15 protein-coding genes are annotated in these 23202 nt (G+C 55.2%); 2 read left to right on the top strand and 13 right to left on the bottom strand.

Annotation, left to right across the window (positions count from 1 at the left end; genetic code table 11):
- Nucleotides 1-84: 84 nt before the first annotated feature.
- The 11 genes from HG15A2_RS10930 to HG15A2_RS10880 all read right to left on the bottom strand — a co-directional run bounded on the left by HG15A2_RS10930 (nucleotide 85) and on the right by HG15A2_RS10880 (nucleotide 13335).
- The gene (locus HG15A2_RS10930) at nucleotides 85-873 is read right to left on the bottom strand and encodes a glycosyltransferase (protein WP_145060290.1); all 789 of its coding nucleotides are present in this window, start codon (nucleotides 871-873) and stop codon (nucleotides 85-87) included.
- Between the two features lie 45 nt (nucleotides 874-918).
- Nucleotides 919-1725, bottom strand: a complete 807-nt coding sequence (locus HG15A2_RS10925; RefSeq protein WP_145060289.1) for a WecB/TagA/CpsF family glycosyltransferase — start codon at nucleotides 1723-1725, stop codon at nucleotides 919-921.
- Complete coding sequence (locus HG15A2_RS10920; RefSeq protein ID WP_145060288.1) at nucleotides 1722-2801, bottom strand: NAD-dependent epimerase/dehydratase family protein; 1080 nt, start codon at nucleotides 2799-2801, stop codon at nucleotides 1722-1724. Before HG15A2_RS10920 ends, HG15A2_RS10925 begins: the two co-directional genes overlap by 4 nt.
- 139 nt (nucleotides 2802-2940) lie before the next feature.
- Entirely contained in the window at nucleotides 2941-4227 is a 1287-nt protein-coding gene (locus HG15A2_RS10915) for a glycosyltransferase family 4 protein (protein WP_145060287.1), read from the bottom strand.
- On the bottom strand, nucleotides 4224-5282 hold the full coding sequence (locus tag HG15A2_RS10910) for a glycosyltransferase family 2 protein (RefSeq protein WP_145060286.1): 1059 nt from the start codon (nucleotides 5280-5282) through the stop codon (nucleotides 4224-4226). The genes HG15A2_RS10915 and HG15A2_RS10910 overlap by 4 nt, the downstream gene beginning before the upstream one ends.
- A gap of 73 nt (nucleotides 5283-5355) precedes the next feature.
- Nucleotides 5356-6774 (bottom strand): O-antigen ligase family protein, encoded by a 1419-nt coding sequence (locus HG15A2_RS10905; protein WP_145060285.1) that lies wholly within the window; start codon nucleotides 6772-6774, stop codon nucleotides 5356-5358.
- Nucleotides 6771-8219 carry a lipopolysaccharide biosynthesis protein gene (locus HG15A2_RS10900; protein ID WP_145060284.1) on the bottom strand — a complete coding sequence of 483 codons (1449 nt, stop codon included), beginning with the start codon at nucleotides 8217-8219 and terminating at the stop codon, nucleotides 6771-6773. The genes HG15A2_RS10905 and HG15A2_RS10900 overlap by 4 nt, the downstream gene beginning before the upstream one ends.
- Before the next feature lie 93 nt (nucleotides 8220-8312).
- Nucleotides 8313-9053 carry a P-loop NTPase family protein gene (locus tag HG15A2_RS10895; protein WP_145060283.1) on the bottom strand — a complete coding sequence of 247 codons (741 nt, stop codon included), beginning with the start codon at nucleotides 9051-9053 and terminating at the stop codon, nucleotides 8313-8315.
- A 65-nt stretch (nucleotides 9054-9118) separates the two neighbouring features.
- The gene (locus HG15A2_RS10890; RefSeq protein WP_145060282.1) at nucleotides 9119-10702 is read right to left on the bottom strand and encodes a GumC family protein; all 1584 of its coding nucleotides are present in this window, start codon (nucleotides 10700-10702) and stop codon (nucleotides 9119-9121) included.
- Between the two features lie 95 nt (nucleotides 10703-10797).
- Nucleotides 10798-12174: a glycosyltransferase family 4 protein gene (locus HG15A2_RS10885; protein ID WP_145060281.1), complete on the bottom strand. Its 1377-nt coding sequence runs from the start codon at nucleotides 12172-12174 to the stop codon at nucleotides 10798-10800.
- A 69-nt stretch (nucleotides 12175-12243) separates the two neighbouring features.
- Complete coding sequence (locus HG15A2_RS10880) at nucleotides 12244-13335, bottom strand: sugar transferase (RefSeq protein WP_145060280.1); 1092 nt, start codon at nucleotides 13333-13335, stop codon at nucleotides 12244-12246.
- A gap of 651 nt (nucleotides 13336-13986) precedes the next feature.
- On the opposite strand from HG15A2_RS10880, the gene HG15A2_RS10875 reads away from it, so the two are divergent.
- Complete coding sequence (locus HG15A2_RS10875) at nucleotides 13987-14901, top strand: GGDEF domain-containing protein (protein ID WP_145060279.1); 915 nt, start codon at nucleotides 13987-13989, stop codon at nucleotides 14899-14901.
- Between the two features lie 22 nt (nucleotides 14902-14923).
- Here the strand turns inward: HG15A2_RS10875 and HG15A2_RS23945 are convergent, their stop codons facing one another.
- Both HG15A2_RS23945 and HG15A2_RS10870 read right to left on the bottom strand, forming a co-directional pair.
- A complete protein-coding gene (locus tag HG15A2_RS23945) occupies nucleotides 14924-15082 on the bottom strand; it encodes a hypothetical protein (protein ID WP_218932494.1) in 159 nt (52 codons plus the stop codon).
- Nucleotides 15083-15110: 28 nt separating this feature from the next.
- Nucleotides 15111-16523: an undecaprenyl-phosphate glucose phosphotransferase gene (locus HG15A2_RS10870; protein WP_246117938.1), complete on the bottom strand. Its 1413-nt coding sequence runs from the start codon at nucleotides 16521-16523 to the stop codon at nucleotides 15111-15113.
- 423 nt (nucleotides 16524-16946) lie between these two features.
- Here HG15A2_RS10870 and HG15A2_RS10865 point away from each other — a divergent pair, with 423 nt between their 5' ends.
- Nucleotides 16947-23192, top strand: a complete 6246-nt coding sequence (locus HG15A2_RS10865; protein WP_145060277.1) for an alpha-2-macroglobulin family protein — start codon at nucleotides 16947-16949, stop codon at nucleotides 23190-23192.
- The last annotated feature ends 10 nt before the right edge of the window (nucleotides 23193-23202 follow it).

Below are 23202 nucleotides of genomic sequence, written 5' to 3'. Positions count from 1 at the left end.
CTTTTCTTTCAGTACCTGAATGAGTTAATAGTGTTTCTAAATAAAGGTTATTCGCTGGTTGGCATCAATAAGTGGAATAGATCTTCATCGCTTCAGAACGCGTTGAGCTACGATGCGGCTCATCAAACGCAAGTGGTCGCGAGCGGCGCTAGCGATTTTCATTTTTGATTGTCCTGCTGTGCGTACGCGCAAAGTAGCCGGATGTTCAATAATCACACCCCCTGCGTTTCGAACGTTCCAGAGCAACTCGGCAACACCGACATACCCCAGGTTCTCTGGGGTGTTTTCGAGAACGGCATCACGACGGTAAATACGGAAGCAGCTCGTGGCACAAAACAACTTATTGCCGGTTGCCACGCGATAGAGCTTAGAAGCAGCCTTGGAAAGTATAATTCGCCAAGCGGCGACGCCTTCTACGGCTCCTTTGGGGTGATAGGGAGAAGCGGTAACCACATCGACTCCTTCTACCAACAACGGCGTCATCTCCGCGATGAGGGCCGGATCGTACGAGCCGTCGGCGTCAATCGAAGCGACAATCTCATGTGTGGCATTCTGGATGCCTGTTTGGATTGCCGCGGCAATACCACGGTTCTCTTCGTGGTGGATCACGCGAAAATCGGGACGCTGCTCAACGCGTTCTCTAAGCATCTCACCGGTGCCATCGCTACTCCCGTCGTCAACGAGTAAGAAGTCTAGTTCGTACTCGCCGTCGAGTTGCGATGATAAATCGATGAGCAATTCGAGCATGCTGTCGAGGCATTCCCGCTCGTTGAACATCGGCACGACGACACTCACTGCATACTTCGCGCAGCGAGGCACATCGTCGATCCCAACATCGAGAGGCTCGTCGGCAGTGGTAAAAGTTGAAGGCATAGGTACGCAGTAGGAGGGAGTTCTTCTTGTGATTTGTAACAGCGACTATCCGTACAGGATCTGGCTCTCAGGAGGTTGAAGGTCGTCGCGACGTACTCGGTAAAGCCGTAGCTTCTGCAACGCTAGCAGTGAAACGTAAGCAGGATTCAACAGTAAGTAGCGACGCCAGAGGCGCTTCGGCTCTTGAATCAAACGGTAGAGCCATTCCAGACCTAGCCTTTGCATCTTCGGCGGAGCCTGCGGTAGATCTCCGGCGTGGAAGTTGAACGCAGCTCCTACGGCAAGCGTGGGAATGGAAACGGCATCGCGGATTTCGTAGGTGAACACTTCTTGGCGAGGACAGCCAAGACCAACGAAAAGTATTGTGGCTTCGCTCTCCCGAACTTCGTCAACTAACTCGTCCCACTCCTGGGAGTTGAGCTTTCGGAATTTTGAGGCACGCCGCCCGGCGATTCTTAGCTCGGGGAACTTGGTCAACAGATTCGACTGCAACTTATCGAGCAACTTGTCGCTTCCGCCGAATAGAAAGATCGGCAAGCCCTTCTCGGCTGCGGCCTCGCAAGTTTCGAGCATAAGCTGCGGTCCGTAGACGCGATCGGCTAGTCCAACGCCATGCAAACCCTTCAAGGCCCAGCGCACTGGTTGGCCATCGGGGCAGACTAGGTCGAATTGATTGAGGCGATAACGATGCTCTGGATCGGCCACGCCCGTCATAACGCCATGCACCGCCAGTGCCGACACGGCCAACGGTTGACGCTTGTAGGCGGCTTCGACAATGCGATTCACGGCGCCCGCGTAATCCACGACGCTGACATCGACCCCCAGTATGTTGTGTTTTCCTTGATCGATCATGCGACTGCAATCTCCATCCAGCGCTCGACATTCGCATCGTAGATCTGTTGTAGAATTTCGGGCACGTCGAATTCGAGCTCGAAATCTGGGTAGTCCGTTTGGAAGCGGGTGAGATCGCTGACCCACCACATGTGGTCACCAGCGCGGTTTTCCTCTGCGTAGGTCCACGCCATATCGCGACCCGCAATGTGTTCGCAAAGGCCGATTGCTTCGAGCATCGAGCAGTTGCTGTGACGTCCGCCACCTAGGTTATAAACAGCTGCAGAACTGGGCTTCTTGTAGAACGCATCAAACGCGCGAATGAGGTCGTGACTGTGGATGTTGTCACGGACTTGCTTGCCCTTGTATCCAAACACCGTGTAGGCATCTCCTGTGACGGCACATTTCATCAGGTACGCCAGGAAGCCATGCAGCTTCGTTCCAGAATGGCTGGGACCGGTGAGGCACCCCCCGCGGAAGCAGGCCGTTCGCATATCAAAGTAACGGCCATACTCTTGTACGAGTACGTCGGCAGCAACTTTGGAAGCGCCAAACAGGCTATGCATCGTGTGATCGATCGACATTGTCTCCGGGATACCACCAGCGTATTGGTGGTCGGGGTCGATTTCCCAGCGAGTCTTCTGCTCGAAAAGAGGCAGCTTGTTGGGCGTATCCCCGTAGACTTTGTTTGTCGAGGTGAAGATGAACACCGCCTCTGGAGCAAACTGGCGCGTGGCTTCAAGCATATTCAAGGTGCCGGTGGCATTGACCGTGAAATCCGTCTTAGGCTCGCGGGCGGCCCAATCGTGTGAGGGTTGTGCCGCAGCGTGGATGACTAGGTCAATATCGGAACCGTACCTAGCGAACAGGGATTCGACTGCCGAATCGTCACGAATGTCTATCGACTCGTGCGTGTAGCGATCTCCCAGATCACCCGTCAAACGATCGCGATTCCAACAGGTCGAAGCTTCGTCTCCAAAGAAGCGCCGACGCATGTCATTATCGATTCCGACGATGTCCATACCCTTATCTGCAAAGTATCTCGAGGCTTCCGAGCCAATCAAACCGGCCGAGCCGGTGACTATGGCTACACTCATATTGTGCTTTCTCTATTGATGATAATTCCAATGATGCTGCGTCTTGCAAATGCTTGAGCTCCTATCGCTCTCTATCAAATGGGTTGGTGTTGATAAATGATTCTTAATGGGGAGTGAGGCGTTTTATTCGTTGATGGATCTATAGATTACCAACAGCTAGCTCCTGCACTTTCAGTGACTCAGCGGCAATGTGACCTACATTTTTCGTGGCGTTGGGAGGCGAAAGGGCATTCACCGAGCGACCAGTTGCTGCTGCATACACTTTCATGAGACCTTGATAATACGCGCCTTCGCTGAAGTGGCACAACGCTCGCTTGCGGCCCGACTCGCCTAGTTGGCGACTCTTCTCCGGATGGTCCCAGAGGTCACGCAACTCGGCGGCAAGCTTTGCTGAATCGTCCGTAGGGAACGACCGGCCGCATTGCTGTCCCTCAGGCAACTTGCTACCGACGAGGTCTGGCAGCCCACCGATTTCCGAAACGACCAGTGGTATGCCGTGGTTCATCGCTTCCGATACCACCAGTGGGCAGCCCTCGAAGTTGCGACTTGGGATGATGACTCCGCGGGCGCCGCGATAGTGTTCTCGCATCTCTTCCGAGTTAAGCTGCCCAAGGAATTCGCAGTTCTCAGACGCAGATTCCCGAAGTTCGTCAAGCAGCGGGCCCTGACCGGCGAGCTTGAGCGTTACGTCCGGTAAGCTTCGCATTGCCTCCAAGAGCACGTCGACACCCTTCTCGTAGCTCATACGGCCCGAGTAAGCGAAGTAATTGTTTTGCGACGGATCGACTGCCGTGTCATCAAGTTCCACCATGTTCGGGAGGACGTGGACGTTTTGCTCATTAATGTCGTGAGGGTCGTAATCGCCGCGGAGTAGCTGGCGCTTTGCAAAATCCGTGAGCACAATGAACTGCGATACGTTCTTCGAAAACGAACGTTTGCGACGTGCGTACGCACTGCGGGCTGCATACGCGACACTCTCCGCCCAACTGCCCCGGCAGTTGTTGAGTGCACAATGGATTTCCTTCCCACCGATGCACTTCTCGCACACCTTGCCATTGCGCAGGTGATGCGTGGTGGGGCAAGTGAGTAAGTAGTTGTGGTTGGTCATCACCACGGGCACTCCGGCATGCGTGCAGGCATCGAGCACCGAGGGTGAGAACAGCGGGTAGAGATTATGTACGTGGACAACATCGGGCCGATCTGCCTGCAAGGACGCCGCGACTTCTGCGTAGGCATCGCGATTGTAGAACGCGCTCTTGAAGGCCTTCATCTTGCCGAGGAGCGAAGCATCTAGCCCACGACTGGAACGCATGAGTAGCTGCGTCTCGTGGCCGCGCCTCTTGAGCAGCGCGTCGGTCATCAGAACAACGGTCTCTTCACCGCCGTGCAGGCTGCGATACTGGTTATAGAGTTGTAGAACTTTCATACGCCCACCTCTTGAGCCTGGACCGCAGGCTCTTGAAATGCTTTAGCGACCGCTTCAGGTGGTGCAGGCGTATTCTTCCCAATCAGCCGGCCTTTGAGAAAGTCAATTCGCTCGTCAAGCGAGTGTTGGGAAAACCAGCGAGGAGCAATGAGCGTAAAAAAACCACGAGTATAGCCAGCCAACCGTTGCCCGCGAATCCGCACATCGACAGCAAGTTGGGTATTTCCGGTAATTTTCGCACGCAACCATTTCGGAAACGTAACCAGCGCCCCCTGCCCTGCCCTCAGTAGCATCCACTTCAACAACTTCCGTCTGCCGCCATACTTTTCATCAAAGATCGCCAACATTGCGCCGGAACGGTAAGAATCCCAATCGATAAATTCCTGAGAAAGTCGCGTTTCTGGTGTACGGTGATAAATAATTGCTTCCGGTGCAAACCAACTGGCAAAACCGGCTCGCCTCGCCCGCACAAAGAAATCGTAGTCGGAGCTAACAACTGTTTCATCGAACTCCACCAAGTGATTGAGCACCTCACGAGCAATGAGCAGATTGCCCATGCCGGGGACCTCTCGCTCGGTAAACGGGCGGGTGCCACCCTGGCAAGTATCTGGGCTGCGCTCGCGCAAAGAGCGCCTGACATCGAGGGACAATTGGTTGACCTCTTCCGGTGGCAAATCGAGATGCACGGCGCCACCAACCAGCTGCGCGTGATCCTGCAAAGCAACTTCAAGCAACTTCTGCAGCCAATCGGCTTTCGCCAATTCATCGTCGTCCATGAATGCGATCCAATCTCCTTCGCAATGCGGTAAGCCTGCGTTGCGTGCTTGAGCATCACCGGAGCGAGTGGCGTGCACATATTTAACCGGCACTTCTGTCGTCGCAGCAAATTCGTGGACCGTCTCGCGCGTGTGATCGGACGAATCGTTATCGCTTACGATCACTTCCAACGTAAATCGCCCCGCTGTCTCTTGCTCAACTGCCGACTGCAACGCTGTGGCCAACCAATCGGCGCGGTTGTATGTAGGAATCAGGATGCTGATGAGGGGTAAAGACATAGTTTGGTAATCAGTTGCTGGGGATCTGTTCTAAGTGTTCAAGTTCTCGTAGTTCTATATCAGCTCTTTAGTCTCACGTTACCAACGCCGTCGCCGGATATCGCCGGAGTGGCTGTACAGATTGTGCTATCTCTGGCTCGGGTTGAGTGCGCTGCCAGAGTGGCGTCTCTAAGGCCGCTAAGGAAGCGATGATCGTTAGTGCGATGAAGGAAGGGAGCACCGGCTCATCAATCCAAGCTTCTAATAGGGTGTTGACCGCCACCCAGCTCAGCAGTGCGACGGCGAATGCAGCACTGGCTGCCTTGGTTTCGGTGAAAATTTCTAGCGCCCGTTTAATCGACAAACTCAGGATCCCGATAAACAGGCTAGCACCAATCAAACCAAGACTGAGCGCCATTTCCAGGTAGCCATTGTGCGCTTGCATCATCCACCAGCCCTGGTTGTGAGAGATTTTGACGATCCGTCGCGGCGTCCAGAAACTCTTGTAGCCATAACCCAGCCAGGGGCGTTCTGACATGTAGCCGCTCAACTCGCGCCACAAAGGAACGCGTCCGTTGAGCGAACCTAATTCAGTTGCTTCAGTTTCACGCCCTAGTTGCAGGGCTGATTGCATCTGTTCATCAAGGCGTTCCCCTGTGACCATCGCCCCGATCGCAAGCAACATTGCTACGCCGGTAATGAGTAGCGCACCGTATCGTAACGATTCAGCAATAGGAAAACGCAGGACGCCGAAAACCCCCAAGCCGAAGAGGGCACTAGCCAGCGAAGTTCTAGAACCGGTTAAAATCAGGAAAAGTAGTGCTGCACCGGCAATCGACCACAAAAGAGCTCGACCTCGCTTGGCATATGCGGCAAGGGCAAACGCTGAGAGCAGTAGGAGCGTGCAATTCATACCTTGCTGGTTGGGGTGTAACGTTCCTGAGAAACGATATCCTCCAGCCCAGGGCCTGAAGTTGCCGAAGCGAATTTCCGCTAGCACGCCAATGAATAAGTAGGCCGCTGTAGTGAGAACCACGAACAGCAGCAAATCCTGCATGCTAAATCGTCGCGCCATGGTAACGGCTCCGAAGAGTAGCAAACCAACTGCCACAACGCGCCGCAAGGCGAGTGAACTTTGCCCCGACCAAGCAATGCTGACAAACATCATGAGCAAGAAGGCGACACTCAAGGCTCCTAGCCAACCGTTCAAACGCAACTCTGGCCCACGGAAATTCACGAGGGTTGCCGCCCCCGCCATGCCAAGCAAGAACAGGCAATATCGTCGTGCTTGACTCCCCGAGGAGACCGCTTCGGCATTGACGCTGGCTGCGAGTTCCTCCTCGCTACCGTCGCCTGCTCGGGCGGCCTCATTGAATCGCAAACTCTCATCCAGCCTATGCGGAGTTGAGATAAAAAACAGCACCGCCAGCAACGCCATGAGCGCCCAAGGCCGCCTCGCAGGGGCAACATCTTCTTCACTTGGGGGTATGCTGTAGTAGCGCTGTTGTGTCATCTATCCGAGCCTCCCGCGTTCACTCGCTCAGGGGAGAGCTCGCTTGATTGTGCATGGCCGGACTGCAAAGCTAATTTTCGCAGGTAGTAAGTCTTAATCATCACCGCAGCAAGATCGCCGCTAAGCATACCGATCCCCACGCCTACCGGGCCCCAGACTCTCACGGCGTAGATACCGATTGTCGCTAAGCAAATCATTCGAACCACGCCGCCATGAATCATCAGCCGACCTTGATCGAGAGCGAACAGTCCCGAGCGCAACGGTATCAGCATTGCATTGACTAACTGTGCGAATGCAAGAGACATCACTAGAGCGTCGAGGCCCGCGTAGCTGTTGCTAAACACGGTTTCGACGAACCACCCGCCGAAGAAGTACATCACGCCGCAGAAGAGCAGCATCAACGCAGCGATGCCTAAGACGCAAGCGACCGCCGTCCGGTAGACCCCCGCGGCCCCAGACTCGCGATTGTTTCGCACCATTGCGGGTCCGAAGTAGTTGGTCGCGGCGATAAGCAACGGATTTGCCAGAAAGATTGCTCCTCCTGCTGCCGTGAGCCTCCCCACAGCGGCATCTCCGTAAAAATACCCCAACAACCACGGGTAGGCTCCATTGCTGCACGTGAAAAGAATCGTCCCGGCGAAGACATACTTCGACATTTTCCAGTTGCGAAAGAAATCGAGCTTCACTCCGCGACGACGTGGAAATGTCTTGGGCACCCATTGATGTGTCATCAAAGCGATACCTAACAGACATGCCAACCCGAGGATCAGGAATGCACGGGCCCCCGAGAGCCAGCCTAGCCATGCAGCCGTCCCAAGCAGAGTGAGATGCAGCCCTGTGACAAGCACATCGAGCTTGATGGCTGAGGCCATATCCATCCGAGCAAAGCTGAGCCGTCTTGCGTGTTCTCTAATTAAGAGAAAGCCAGCTGCCGCAGACAGTGCAAACAACAATCCGACGATTTGGGAGGCTGAGAATAATGCAGCCATGCTAAGTGAAACGGCTGCGACCGCGATAATCACTAGCAAATGAAGCAGTGAGTTCGCCTTGTATGCCGAATGCCGTCGAGCAGACATGTCGGAGCTGTACACGTTATACGGCGTCCAGATGAGAGCCATCGGCAGGCTCACGAGCATAACAACGATGGTCATGCCCTTCCCATACACGCCGAGATCGGCCTCAGTGCAGAAATTGCCAAGAATGACAGTCGTGAGGAAGTTCCCCCCGCTCACTATACCCTGGTCGAATATCGCGAGCACCGGTAGTGCCGAGGCTCCAATCGCAAGGCGTCGCCACAGACGAGAATTCTCGCTTGATACTTGCTCAGGAGACTTCTCAGCTTTACTGGTTGTTAAGTCTTCGGATGCCGTGGTGTCCAACGCAGGGGGCGCAGCACTCCCTGAAGTGGGATAAACAGTCGGCTGTGATTTTACCGTTAACGACACTTGGTTGCCTTACCAAAACTTCAACTACGCAGTTTAAAAAGTACCCTACTATGCCGTACGCTTACGGTCCCAAACGTCCATCTTGCCGACTTCTTACAGTTTCCGATCAACCCAAGCTGGTAAATAGTTACGACGACGAGTCATCACGGAGCCAACTACATTCATGCCATCCGAACGAAGCTGGCGGAGCGATTCGGCTGCTCGACGACTGCGTACTCTTTCGGAGCGTACAACCAATAGGACGCCATCCATAAGTTGTCCAAGTGCCAACGTGTGCATCATGTGTTCTGCATCGGGAAAATCGAAAAACACGATTGGGTACTCGGCACGGAGCTGCTTGAGGAGATTCTCGATTCGCTCCGTCTCGACGCTCGCACGTTCCAACAAACCATTACCACCTAGCGTCATCAGGTCGAGGCCGTTGACGGCCGCTTGCTGAATACCGTCCTCCAGTGGAACTCGACCCGAGAGGACTTCCCCCAAGCCTGGCCCGGCTTCCACACCAAAAGCGGTAGCTACGCTGCTCTTGCCTGGGTGGGCGTCGACCAGCAGTACAGGCCCAAACTGCAAATCAGCGGCCCGAATCGCCATGTTGGCGGCTAACGTGCTCACGCCGGAGCCGCGTTCGCAGCTCGTGATACCGACTGTGTAGCCCATGCCGTGCGTAGAATCCATGCGTACGCGCAGACGCATCAGCGCGGCGTCATAGACTTCCGAGCCGCGGCGATGCGGTACATCTGCCGAAAGCTGTGAGCGTAACGCCGAATCGCCGTTGGCCATGAAGGGGTTGGCGTTTTCTAAAGCTTGCTGGGTACCGTAGACTTGTTCTGCCATAATTGAAATCGTTCGAAACGTGGTTTAGTGACTATCAGTTTGCCTGTCTACAATGGGAAGGATCGCTAGTAATCAGTGCCGCTTACGATTCCCGTTGTTGGTAGTAGTCGACTATGCAACGAAGACTCTGGTACCGAGGCAAGTACGGGCAAGTCGAGTACTTCTTCGACATCAGACTCGCGTCGAAGGCGATCATCGGATCGTTCCAGTCCTAACGCCAAGGCTAGTGGAGCAGCGGTACAAAAGAGAATTGTGGACAAACCAATGAATACTTTTGAAGGGCTGACAGGCTTACGCGCGAGCGTGGCATCTTGGATGATGCTGACGTTGGAAACCTCTTCACTCTCCAATTCCTGGTCGAAGCGAGCTTGCTCAAATTTCTCTTCGTATTGAAACACCTTGTTGCTGGCGAGAGTTACATCGCGGCTTAGCTCTGCCAGGCGGATTTCGTCGCTATTGAGTTTCACGAGTTGTTTGCGTACCTGCTCACGCTGTGAGACCAGTTTCTTGAGCCGCGCCTCGTAACCGGCAACCGTGGCTTGTTGCGTCTTGAAGTCTAGCGAAAGCTGCCGGTGAACCGGATTCACGTCGTCAGTAGTTTCTTGACGATTTGACTTCTGTTTGTTGACAATCGCTTCCGCCTGGTTCACTTGGTCATTGATAGATTTCACCAGGGGGTGCGACTCGCTGTACCGTGCTTCAAGGTCTATCTTCTTAACTTGTAACTCGTAGAGCTGGTCGCGGAGCAAGTCGGCACCCTGGTTGGGCACACTCGTTTGGGAAGATATCAGGCGAGCGGGCGTGTCAGACAGCTGCTCGAGAAGCTCGGTCATGCGAGCCCGTGAGGTTGCTAGCTCTTGCTCAGTCGAGTTACGATCATCGTCGATGCTACGCAAATGGCCCTCCAGCGTTGCGGCCCGGACTTCCACTGAAGCGAGGCCGAGCTCGCTTTTAGCATCGCGAAGCTTCTCTTCTGCTGCTTTCAGCCGGATACGAAGGATATCGTTTTGACCACCGAAGAAGTCGCTCGACTTTTGATTGCGGTGGATACGTAGATGTTCTGACTGGTAGACTTCAACGACTGCGGCGAGAACTGCTTGAGCGACTTCAGGTGATTTCGCGTCGTAGGTCAGCACGAGTACTGTCGAGTTTCGCTGAGCGTCCACGTCGAGATTTCCCTCGAACTGAATAACCGCCCGCTCCTCATCCTCCACCGGGTCGATCGATTGAGCAGCGGCTAAGGCAGAGCCAAGGATTCCTCGGAACCAGTCTGACATGGGATTCGATTTTTCTTCGATATCACCCAACGGGGCTCTCCCCATGATGACATCCGAACTGACGCGTTCAACGACTTTTTTAGCAAGCCCGCGACTACGAATCAGGTCTTTTGCGTTGTTCACTTCTTCTTCGCGACCGTTGTGCATGAGCGAAATGGTCTGGTCCGTTGTTGCCGTAGGATCTATGCCTACGGTTTGCCGCCCTACCTGCAGAAACATCTTCGCTTCAGAGCGATATTTCCGCGGATAAAAGAACACCGCGAGCGTACCTACGGCCAACGCAACCATGGCTAGCGTGATCGCCTTCTTCTTGTGACGAAAAAGCGCCTCGATGACCTGCCGGATACCGCCGGCTCCCCTTGAAATACCCATAACAACCTCGAAGTGACATTCCTGTGAAAATAAGTTTCCTACTACCTTCCTAATCCGTCATCCCTGTTAACAACTTCCTCTTGACCCACCGGTACTTAACGACCGACCAGCACCCCGCGAGCGGGCTTTCCTTCGTGTGATTCGTTTACCGAAGGAACCTCGCGGGAGCTGAGTTCTTGAGCCTCTTGCTCATCTTCTGCCGGGGCCTGTCCCGTACTCCCTGCGGCTTGCAATGCTGTCGCATAGATTGCCTTCATGGCTACTCGTTGGCCTTCCCATGTGTATTTCTTTGCTCGCACAACCGCCCCGCGACTAAGCTCTGCCAGTTTGCTGGGATCGGTCGAGAGATCAACGATGGCGTCGCGGATTGCTGTGATTGTTCGTTTGGGATTTGTGACTGGTACAGGAACAGCACACTCTAAGTTCATGATGTCTGCAGCGCCCTGGTGATCGAGCCCAATAATGGGCGTTCCAGCAGCGAGCGCTTCGAGAAGCCCCGTTCCTGAGGTGTCGCGGAGACTCGTGAATGCAAACACATCTGCCCACTGGTACTGGGGCAATTGCCACTGATAGTTGGGCCAGCCGATCCATTGAATTCGGTCGGCAACTGTGAGTTGCTCGGCAAGCTTCTGCCACGCCGCTAATCGGGGGCCCTCTCCCATCACACGGACTTGCACGCAGCAGTCCAGTGGCAATTCTGCCATGGCGCGTAACAGCAATGGCAAAGCCTTCCAGCATTGCAGCCGACCAGACCAAAGGATTTTCAGTGGCTTCGCCGTGTCGCGAGGAGTCCGCCGTACGGAAACTGGATCAACGCCGGTTTCCAGCAATACTTGAGGCGTGTGGTCGGCCAAGCCGGAGAGTGCTGTTCTGGCACTTTCACTGGCTACGGCAACCATGTCTGCCGAGTTCAATGCCTTCTTGACCAAACGGCTATGGCGTAATTGCCAGGAATTCAGTGCGTTGCGAGCTATTTCTCGCGCTCCGCCCATGAAGTGAACTTGGCTGAGGAAACGACCTGGAAAATTGTGCGTCCCTCCGATCGGTCCCCAAATAAATGGTACACCGAGGCGCCAGCCATCGCTCGGTTCGCGATAGCCGCAGAAGCTCACATGATGGACCAAGGAGAAGGGCTGCTGGCTGTGCACACGACTGATTCGCTTGAGCACCCGTCGATGCCACAGTCGGTAGGCCAAATAAAACCCCCATGGAAGCCGCATGACAAAACGTTCGAGTTTGTTGAGCGGGATGGGTATCACCTCAATGGGAGGCTCGCCTGAGATTTGGATACTATCAAGGCGGTCGCTCTGCTCGCCTTCAGCACAGATGACCGTGGTGTCGTAATCTTCAGCCGCATGCTGTGCACGTCGCCAGCTCAGGCGCGATTCCATCGATGCTGCACGATCGTAGTGATACGTGAGTAGCAAGACGCGCGGTCGCGTGCGTTTCGATGATGGCGTCCGTTGAGTCATGGATTTCAGGTAAATTGGTGCATTCTAAAATTATCTACGCAATTGCAGCTTAACGCCTGGCAAAGCTGATTACCGCATGCCCCTGTTGAGCAGAAGTGAAGGAAGGGTGATGGCGATTAGCTTGGCGTCCTGTACGGGCGATTGTTGGTCTGCATAGGCAAGATCCATGCGAACCCAATCGTCAAACAACACATTGCCACGAGCGCTGACCTGCCAAGTACAAGTCATTCCCGGCGTGACCGCTAGGCGACGGCGCTGCCAGCCTAGGCAGGCCTGGGATTCATCAACGGGCAAAGGTCGAGGTCCCACAAGGGACATCTCGCCGCGAAGGACGTTCCAAAACTGGGGGAGCTCGTCCATGCTCGTCCAACGGAGGAAGCGACCGATCGTGGTCGTGCGGGGGTCGCGAGGCAATTTGAAAGCGGGGCCGTCCTGATGACTTAGGGGTCTCAGGTCAGCTTTTCGTTTCTCCGCGTCGGTACGCATGGTGCGCATTTTGACAATCTTGAATCGCCTGCCGCCCCGACCCTCTCGCTCCTGGAAAAAGAACACGGGACCGGGGGAACTCGCCTTAATCGCCGCGGCAGCTGCAAGAATTAGTGGCGAAGCGAGTAGTAGTCCCACCGAAGCCCCACCTAGGTCTACGAGCCGTTTCCAAGCGGGAACGGGCGCGGAGAAAAACCAGTCACTCGAGTCTTTATCGACTTCGCTGGAATCTCGTGCTCCCACCGTGGCGCCTTCTTCTTCGTGCTTTCGAGGTAAGTGCTGGTCCGGGTAGATGAGTACCTGACATTGTGGACGATCTGGCCCTGGAGGGTAGACTTCGCTCACATCCTCGGCCACCTTCCAAGCACCCTCGGCAGGGGTGTCGGGCAATAGTACGCCAACGCAATCCTTCTCGTACAAACCAGGTGTGTCCGTGATACGGAGGCGACCCTCCAGTACTCGAGACAAAAATGCAACATCCTTTTCAGCGGAGTGCGTCTCTGGAAGTCGAATCAATAGCAGCGAAAGAACCGACCGATTACGATCGACACGCATGCGCTCGCAGTCAGCGGCGAAGCGAAAGTCGGTTTCGTTGAGCAGGAAATTATCTGACTTACGTTTGCGTCTTCGTAGGATACGTGTATGGAACTTCTGTGCCTGACCTGGCGTCTTCATGATGATGTAATGTTCAAGGGAGGGAGAGTCTTTCTGTCTGATCAAAGGGCAACAACATCTTGTCGGGGCCCGCTACATCTACAACGAAACTGAAAAACGATCATGGACAAAGTGTGTGGTGATCGTGCTGCCTGCTTAACGAGGACCGGACAAGACGCAACGAGTGAGCTTCCTCTAGAAAAAGCGCGCCGAGGGTAGCGAGCGCCTAAGGAAAGCTACACCGTCGGTAGCGACTGCGGATCGTAGGAAAGCGTGAACTAAAACGAACAATGGGTAAACTAGAGGGACTGCACAATAGGTGAGACGCCTTCTCTATCCAGACGACAAAGCCGGATGAGTCCATTCATTTCGCGCTGCAGCTGCGCCATCGCTTCGCATGGAGACGGGGCACTTCGGGGGGAGTCGTATGATACTGATAGGGTATTCGTCCGCACTTGGGCACGGAGCGATTATAATCTGCGTACTATCACAATCGAGGTGTTTTTACCAGAAATATCGGAATTGCGGGTTGTATCAATGACTTATGGGAGCTAGTTCGCTACCGCCCGTTCCCGTGGATATCCTAGAAGGGGCAGACCCCAAGACTGGACTGGCTGCCCCCGTCTATCGAACTCCAGTAATCTGACCTAACTGACTACAGAACCGACCTTTATGACTCCTAGCAAGTCAGACCAAGTAATGGAAGCGACACCCCCAGCTGCCACGTCGGCGAGCGAGGCCCACTGCTTATTTGACGCCAAAAACGGACAACTAGTAGCAATCGATGAGCTGGCGGCAGCGTGGCTGGGGACGCCTGATTACAATTTAGCCGGGGCTACACTCGACGGCCTGCTCCCTGCTGAGGAGGTTCAAAATGCTTATGCGAACGCACTTTTGAGCCCCGGCACTAGGTCTAATCCTTGCCCTCTTGAACTCAGTACTCACTTAAACATGGGTGACTTAGTTCCAATTTTACAAATCGACTTTGTACAACTCAGGGGACTCCCTGCGGTGGGAGCACCGCTGGGTCAGGGGCTCTCGCAGGGCCACTTGCAGATCGAACCGGATCGAAAGTTCGTCCTGGCTACGATCAAGATTAAAGGTCCTGTCGAAAAATCAACTCACCGCGATGCACTTACGGGCCTGCTCGACAGGACGGCCTTGGATTCTGCACAAGTACTCAAAGAAGCACAACCATACGCTGTGCTTTTCGCCGATCTCAATGACTTCAAATTAGTGAACGATCAGCACGGTCATGCAGCCGGAGACGTGGTGTTGCAGGAGATTGCCCGCCGTTGGCAGGAAGCTATACGCGACGACGACTTGCTCGTGCGTTATGGAGGCGACGAGTTCGTGTTCGTGCTGCCACGACTCGAAAGCTTGACCGCTACGCTACCCATCGTAGAGAGACTTCAGCGCGCCCTTAACGAGCCCATCAGAGTGGGCGATCTGAAACTCTCTGTCGGCGTCGCGATTGGCGTCGCGATTGGAAACGGCGAGAGTTCCTCAATGGCCGAACTGGTCCACAAGGCAGACCGCGCCATGTACGCCAATAAGCCGGGTACTCTCAATGCGAGCTCTCGCTAGCTCACGTCGCTGCGGCTAGACGCTACCACCAGTTTCCGCCCGACTGGTGAATCAGATCGCTCGCCAGTAGAGTCGATGCGGCGTGGCAGAAGCAGGCGACAACCAGGAACGCCTGCCAGCGCAGGGGTATTTCTCCCTCGCAGGACGATTCGGCCGAAGCTAGTTCGCTGGATTCTAGCATGAGAAGAGGGAGCCTAACTGGCACGAGCCTAGTAGGCGTTCTCCTGTTTGAGAACAACCAGGACAGTCTTAAAGAGGATCTTCAGGTCCATCCACAGCGACCACTCGCGGATATAACGGTGGTCAAATTCCACACGCATTTGCATCTTCTCTAGCGTTTCCGTCTCGCCCCGCCAGCCGTTTACCTGAGCAAGCCCAGTGATGCCGGGCTTCACTTTGTGGCGAAGCATATAGCCATTGATGAGCGTGCGGTATTGCTCGTTGTGAGCCGTGGCATGCGGCCGAGGTCCAACCAACGACATACTACCTTCGAGTACGTTAAATAATTGGGGCAACTCATCGAGCGAAGTCTGACGAATCACTTCTCCGACCGACGTGATGCGGTCGTCCCCTTTGGTTGCCTGTCGAACCGTATTGCTCTCTTCATGGACGCGCATGCTGCGGAATTTCCAGACGTGGATCTCCTCGCCACTAAGCCCGTAACGCTTTTGCCGGAAGAAGATAGGTCCTGGTGAAGTGAACTTCACCATCGCCGCGACCGCGAGCATTGGAAGCGTTAAGAGCACCAATAGGGCGCTCGCTGCCACGAGATCGAATCCCCGCTTGATCACCCCATCGATTCCGCTGATGGGAGTTTCAAAGACGCTAACTACCGGCAGCCCGTCGATTTGACTCCAACGGGCGTGCAGCATCTGGAAGACGAAAAAGTCGGGCACGATGTACACGCTGGCTGTAGTATCGCCCAGCTTGTTGAGGTAGTCACGGATTCGGTCTTCAGCCCGCATCGGGAAAGTAATAAAAATGATATCGATTTTTCCCTCTCGCGCTGCGTGGACCAATTCGGCTAGGTCACCGCGATGCTCGCGAGCTTCGTCGAGTTGCTCGGCAGTGCGCGCCTCGGGTCGGTCGTCGTAGTATCCGGCGAAACCCAAACCGAGTTCGGGCGAGTTGCTCACATTGCGGGCAAGTTGCACGCCCAGTTTGTTTACGCCACAGATGGCAAACTGACGGGTATTTAGTCCTCGCCGACGCAGACTCCGGAGTACAAACCGCAGTAGCACACGGCCACTGGCCATGGCGATTGGAGTGAGGGTTAGCCAAACGACTTTGGTTTGATAGCTGAAATCGACGTTGTAGCGTGTCAGCAAACCCACGCCCAATACGGCAGGTGCCAAATAGAGCCAGTTGACGAGCACGCACCACAGCTCGTTGGAGAGGCGTGCCCCGCGCCAACTTCGGTAGAGCCCACTGATTTCCACCGCCACCATGTGCAGCAGCCATGTCGTGGCCCCCACTACGATGAGCGCCTCGACATGAGCCAGTTCAGAATATCGTGTCGCAGCAATAGTCGAGGCGAGAATCGCTGCCGCATCGAGCAGGCGATACGTGACATCAACGAGCGAGCGATGCTGGCGAACTTGAAATTGGCTGGAGCTAAACACGGCCGAGGGGATTCCGATTCAGAACGGTTTTTGTTTTCGTGGGGAGTATCCACCTGAAAAGTCTAGGATTCTCCTTCTAGCACGGCTTTCCGTTAGCACCAGAGACTGCCCTTTCTGCTCCGCTAGAGAAGCTACAATCCACACAGTCGGACCAATTGGCGGGACCAGTGGGATAGACCTACTGACCTAGGTTCGTAGTTCCGCCTTGAACCATCAGCGACTTGAACGAGCGTTCAGGCCGTCTAGAGGCGGAATTACAAACAGATTGCCGCACAGCTTTTTGGAAAGCTCTGGAACCAATTTGCATGCGCTTGCGTCTACTATTTTAGGCGATTTTGAGGCTCGCCTAGACCGTTGCTAGCCCTACCGCGTAGAACAGACACGCAGGCTCACGACCCAGTTAGAGAGAAAAGGCGTCTTGGAATGAGAATTATACGAACCGCAGTTTCTAAGAAGCTGACCTGTGCTGTGGCAGTACTCGCCATCACTACCGCTACGATTTCGCACCTTGTGGCTGAAGATCAAAAGAGCGTGCCGGAGGCGAAGAAGCTGATGCAGGATGGAAATTACAAGGAAGCGCTCGCCGCGTTCCGCGCGAGTACGCTCAATGAAGGCACTGATTCCAAACAGCTGATCGAAGCCTTCAGCGGCGCCGTCCAGTGCTATCACCAGCTCAACGAAGTTCACAAAATTGATAGCTACCGAGAGGCGGTAGCCAAACAGCACGATGAAGATTGGCGAGTGCTTGCCGCGGTGGCCGAGAGCTACCGCAACGTCGAGCACTACGGCTACCTGATCGCCGGCGAGTTCCGACGTGGCCACCATCGCGGGGGCGGGCAATGGAGCAACGCGACCGAACGCGATCGGGTGAGGCAACTGCAACTCTATGGCGAAACGCTGAACTTGCTCCGCTCCGGCGACAAACCTGAAGACAAAGAAAGCCTGCAAGACGTAGCAAATTTCCTACAGCACTACGCCAACGCTATGCAGCAAGGAAGAGGCTGGCGGATGCAACTGCTGACCGATCTCAGTGAGTTGCCGGATTACGACAAGAGCAACTCCAGCCATGGCAACAATTCTGGCGCCCCAGTTGTTGCCAATGGCAACCCCATCTACTACCAAGAGCCTGCCAACTGGGACGCATCCGCTAACGACGGTGAGCGCTGGCGGTGGCTCCTCGCTGAGCGCGTCCGCTGGATGCCTAGCACGGCACCCAGTGTGCTGTTGGAGCGAGCGCGATTCCTGCAATCGCAGTTCGGCGTGCAAACGATGGCGAGTTACTCGTGGTTCGGCCGCCAGCAAGATGCCGACGCTATGAAAGGAACCTACGCACTGCACACACTCAAAGAGAACGAGACGATTGCTCAACTCGCAACCGGAGTGAAACGATTTGAGTTGCCCGACGAGCACAACCACATCGTCCTGTTTCGCCAAGTTATGAAGCTTGACGAAGAGCACCGTGCGGGTAACTATCAGTCTGCTGCAGCTCAGCTCGCTAGCGTCTTTTCCAACCGTCGCCAGTTCCCGACAGCTGCCGAATTTCTCAAAGTGCTCGCTGACCAAGCCAAGCCGCAGCCTAACAATCATTACCGTCAACAATACGAGCAAATCGTCAAACCATGGGGCCGGCTTGGTTACACCGTCACCCAGCCGGCTGGGCGTGGCGCGACTTTGCAGTACCGCTTTCGCAATGGGGAACAGGTGGAATTCACTGCGCGGAAGGTCAAGGTGCAAGAACTGCTCGCCGATGTCAAAGCGCACCTCAAGAGCAATCCGAACAAACTCGACTGGCAGCAAGTTCAGATTGCCAATCTTGGCTACCGCATTGTTGAGAAAGGCCAAGAGAAGTATCTCGGCGAGGAAGTGGCCCGTTGGTCGGTAGATCTTGAGCCGCGCGACAACCATTTCGATCGTCTAGAAAAAATCTCCACGCCGCTGCAGAAAGCCGGCGCGTACTTCATTACCGCTAAGTTGAAAGACGGCAACGAGCACCGCGTAATCGTGTGGCTCACAGACACGGCGATTGTGAAGAAGCCACTTGAGGGCAAGGCACTATACTACGTTGCGGATTCAGTCACCGGCAAACCGTTACCCAAGTGCAACGTCGAGTTCTTTGGCTACTGGAACAAGCACATCGAGAACAATCGCCATGAAGTGCTTACGAAACAATTTGCCGAATTCACCGACGATAATGGCTTTGTTGAGCTACCTGTACAAGAGGAAAGCAACCAATATCAGTGGATCGCGACAGCCACAGACCAAGCAGGGAGGTTTGCTTTCTTGGGCTATAGCGGAGTTTGGTCGGCCAATTACCATGACCAGCAGTACAAGCAGGTCAAAGTTTTATCAGTCACTGATCGCCCAGTGTACCGTCCTGGCCACAAGGTGCAGTACAAGTTCTGGGTGCGAAATGCTCAGTACGATAAGGCCAATTTTGATAAACAGAGTGAAGGTGGTAAAGCAAATGGTGTCGCAGAACCCTCGCGCTTCGCGAACCAAAGCTTTCAGATTGAGATTCGCAATCCCAAGGGTGAGAAAGTTCACACCACCACGGTCACCGCTGATGCCTACGGAGGCCTCACAGGTGAGTGGACCCTGCCCGACGACGCCACGCTCGGCCGATACAACCTGATGGTCGTTCACCATGGCGGAGGAAACTTCCGTGTTGAGGAGTACAAGAAGCCTGAGTACCAAGTCACAATCGACGCGCCAGATGAGCCGATCTCTCTGGGAGACAAAGTCACTGCGACTGTCAGTGCAAAGTACTACTTCGGCTCGCCCGTCACGGAAGCGAACGTCAAGCTGAAGGTCACGCGTAGCGATTACAACCAGCAGTGGTACCCACCATCTCCCTGGGATTGGCTCTACGGCAGCGGCTACTGGTGGTTCACTCCCGATTACCACTGGTATCCTGGGTGGTCGCGTTGGGGTTGTGGCCGACCTTGGCCCTGGTGGGTTTGGCGACAGCCAACACCGCCGGAAGTGGTGCTAGAGCGTGAAGCCGAGATCGGCGAAGACGGCACCATCGAAGTGGAGATCGATACGGCACTCGCCAAGGAGTTCCACTCCGACACGGACCACCGCTACGAGATCACCGCAGAGGTGGTCGACCAATCCCGCCGCACGGTCGTCGCCACAGGAAAAGTGCTGGTTGCCCGCAAACCGTTCCAGGTATTCCTGTGGGCCCATCGTGGGTTCTATCGTAGTGGTGATACTATCGAAGTGAGCGCCGCCGCCCGCACGCTCGACGGTAAGCCAGTTCCCGGCGAGGGGAAGCTGCGCTTGCTGAAAATCGCCTACGAAGATGGCAAACCGGTTGAAAACGAAGTCGCCACCTGGGACTTGGCTGCCAACGAGCAGGGCCTTGCCAATCTACAAATCACAGCGGCCGAGCCCGGGCAGTATCGATTGGCTTACCAGCTCACCGATGCCGAAGGCAGTTCGATCGAGGGCGCGCAGGTGCTCACCATTCGCGGCGACAATTTCGACGGCGGTGACTTCCAGTTCAACGATATCGAAATCGTCGCAAACCAGAAGAAGTACGCCCCTGGCGACAAGGTCGAGTTGCAGATCAGCACCAACCAGAGCGGTGCTGCCGTGCTACTCTTCTTACGCCCCTCGAATGGCGTTTACCTGCCACCGAAGCTCGTGAAACTGAAAGGCAAGAGCACGGTCGTAACCTTCCCAGTATCTGCCAAGGACATGCCCAACTTCTTTGTCGAGGCAGTCACGGTTCATCACGGACGCATGCACGAAACAGTGCGCGAAATCTACGTGCCGCCGGCAGACCGTATACTCAAGGTCGAGGTCGTCCCCTCGGCTACTAGCTATCTTCCTGGACAAAAAGCGACCGTGCAGCTGAAGCTTACTGACACTGATGGAAATGCCTTCATCGGTAGCACGGTGCTGACGGTGTACGACAAGTCGCTGGAGTACATCTCCGGCGGTAGCAACGTGCCAGAGATAAAGGAATTCTTCTGGAAGTGGCGGCGCAATCACAACCCACGTAGCGAGACCAATCTCGCCCGTCATGAAGCGCCGCTGGTGAAACACAACGAAATCCACATGAACAATTTGGGCGTGTTTGGCGAGAGTGTTATAGACCTCGTCACTTCGACCGCTCAAGGTGAGGGTCGGGGTGGTGGTGGCTTCGGGGGCGGGGAGTACGGACCTAGAAGGCTCAGCAAAAGCATGTCGTCTCGCTCGAGGTCTTCTGGCATCGCCGATAATGCCATGCCCATGTCTGCTGCCATGCCCATGATGGAAGGGGCGCAGGAAGAATCTAGCCCTGGTCAATTCGGGGATAAGCGTGATGATTCGGGATCAGGAGCGCCCGAGTACGTTGAGCCAACCGTACGAGAAAACTTCGCCGACACAGCCTTCTGGAGCGGCGCATTGGAGACCAACTCCGACGGTCTTGCGGAAGTCGAATTCGATATGCCGGAAAACCTCACCGCTTGGAAGATCGCGGTGTGGGGTATGGGGCATGGCACACGTGTTGGGCAAGCTTCTACCGATGTCGTGACGCGGAAGAATCTCATTATCCGTTTGCAAGCCCCGCGATTCTTCGTCGAGAAGGACGAAGTCGTATTGTCTGCCAACGTGCATAACTATCTGAAAACGTCGAAGCAGGTTCGCGTGAAGTTGGAACTGGAAGGCAACGTGCTAGAAGGTCCCGAGCAACTGGAAACCACGATTGAAGTGCCCGCCGATGGCGAGCAGCGCGTCGATTGGCGTGTGAAAGTCACCGGCGAAGGCACCGCCGTCGTGCGCATGAGTGCGCTCACGGATGAGGAATCCGACGCCATGCAAATGAGCTTCCCGGCCTATGTGCACGGGATGCTGAAGATGGTAGCCTTCACCAATGTGATCAAGCCGAACGAGAACAAGGGCCAGTTCACGTTCACCGTGCCCGCGGAGCGCCGTCCCGAGCAAACCCGCTTCGAGCTGCGTTACACGCCCACGCTCGCCGGTGCGATGATTGACGCCCTACCCTACTTGGCTGATTACCCGCACGGCTGCACGGAGCAAACGCTCAATCGCTTCCTACCGACGGTACTCACGCAGCAAACACTCATTCGCATGGGTGTCGATCTGGCAGATATCGAGAAGAAGCGCACGAATCTCAACGCCCAAGAGATTGGCGATGACGTGGAACGTGCGCAGGATTGGAAGCACCTTGATCGCAATCCGGTTTTCGACGATGCAGAGCTAACCAAGATGGTCAAGGCGGGCGTGAACAAGCTCACCGCGATGCAGCTTTCCGACGGCGGCTGGGGCTGGTTCAGCGGGTGGGGCGAACACAGCAGCCCCCATACAACGGCTACGGTCGTGCGCGGGTTACTGGTTGCTCAGAAGAACGACGTAGCAATCGTACCCGGCGTGATCGACCGCGGCGTCGATTGGCTCTTGCGTTATCAGAAAAACGAGCTTGAACAGCTCGACAATTGGGATCGCGAGAAGGATGCCAAGCGTGACAAGAGTAAGGCAGCGAAGCGACGTGCCGATAACTTGGATGCGCTGGTGTATCTGGTGCTCGCCGAAGCGGATCGCAATGAAAAGGCCACCAAGAGCAACAAGATGCGGGACTATCTCTACACCGACCGCACTGATCTGGCCGTCTATTCGCTGGCTACCTACGGCTTGGCCCTGGAGATGCAAGACGAAGACGAAAAGCTCGCCATGGTGATGCGAAACCTGAGCCAGTACGTGAAGCAGGATGATGAGAACCAAACCGCTTGGCTAGACATTTCCGGCGGCTACTGGTGGTACTGGTACGGCAGCGAGTACGAGGCCCAGGCGTACTACTTGAAGCTACTGGTCGCTGAGAATCCTAAGAGTGAGGTTACTCCGCGCCTCGTAAAGTACCTGCTCAATAATCGCAAACACGCGACCTACTGGAATAGCACGCGCGACACAGCGCTGGTTGTCGAAGCGTTTGCCGATTATTTGGCGGCAACAGGTGAGGGCCGCAGCGAGATTGAGCTAGAGGTCTGGTTCGATGGCGAGCAGAAGAAAACCGTCACGATCAACTCGGACAATCTGTTCACGTTTGACAACAAGCTGGTCCTTGAAGGTGCAGAACTCGAAACGGGCAAGCATACCGTCGAGCTTCGCAAGCAGGGCGAGGGGCCGATTTACTTCAACGGCTACCTTACCAACTTCACCCTGGAAGACCCGATTGCAGCGGCTGGACTCGAAGTGAAGGTCCAGCGTAACTACTTCAAGCTTGTACCCGTAGAAAAGGAAATCGACGTGGCTGGCAATCGCGGGCAAGCCGTCAGCCAGCGGGTTGAGAAGTACGAGCGCGAGCCAATCGTGAACCTCCAGGAGCTCACCAGTGGCGATCTTGTGGAGGTCGAGCTGATTGTCGATAGCAAGAACGATTACGAGTACATCCTGCTCGAAGATCGCAAACCGGCTGGTTGCGAGGCGGTGGAAGTCCGCAGCGGATACAACGGCAACGCATTGGGGGCCTACGTGGAGTACCGCGACGAGCGCGTCAACCTGTTCGTCCGGCGACTGGCCCGCGGCAAGCACAGCGTGAGCTACCGACTGCGGGCGGAGATCCCCGGAAAATTCAGCGCACTGCCGACCGAGGTGTCCGCTATGTACGCTCCGGAATTGAAGGCCAATAGCGATGAGTTTAAGCTGCGGATTAAGGACTGAATTATCTCAC

Source organism: Adhaeretor mobilis (assembly GCF_007741515.1).
Taxonomy (GTDB): domain Bacteria; phylum Planctomycetota; class Planctomycetia; order Pirellulales; family Lacipirellulaceae; genus Adhaeretor; species Adhaeretor mobilis.
The sequence above is the reverse complement of the archived record's forward strand: the minus strand, read 5'-3'. Positions and strand labels throughout refer to the sequence as shown.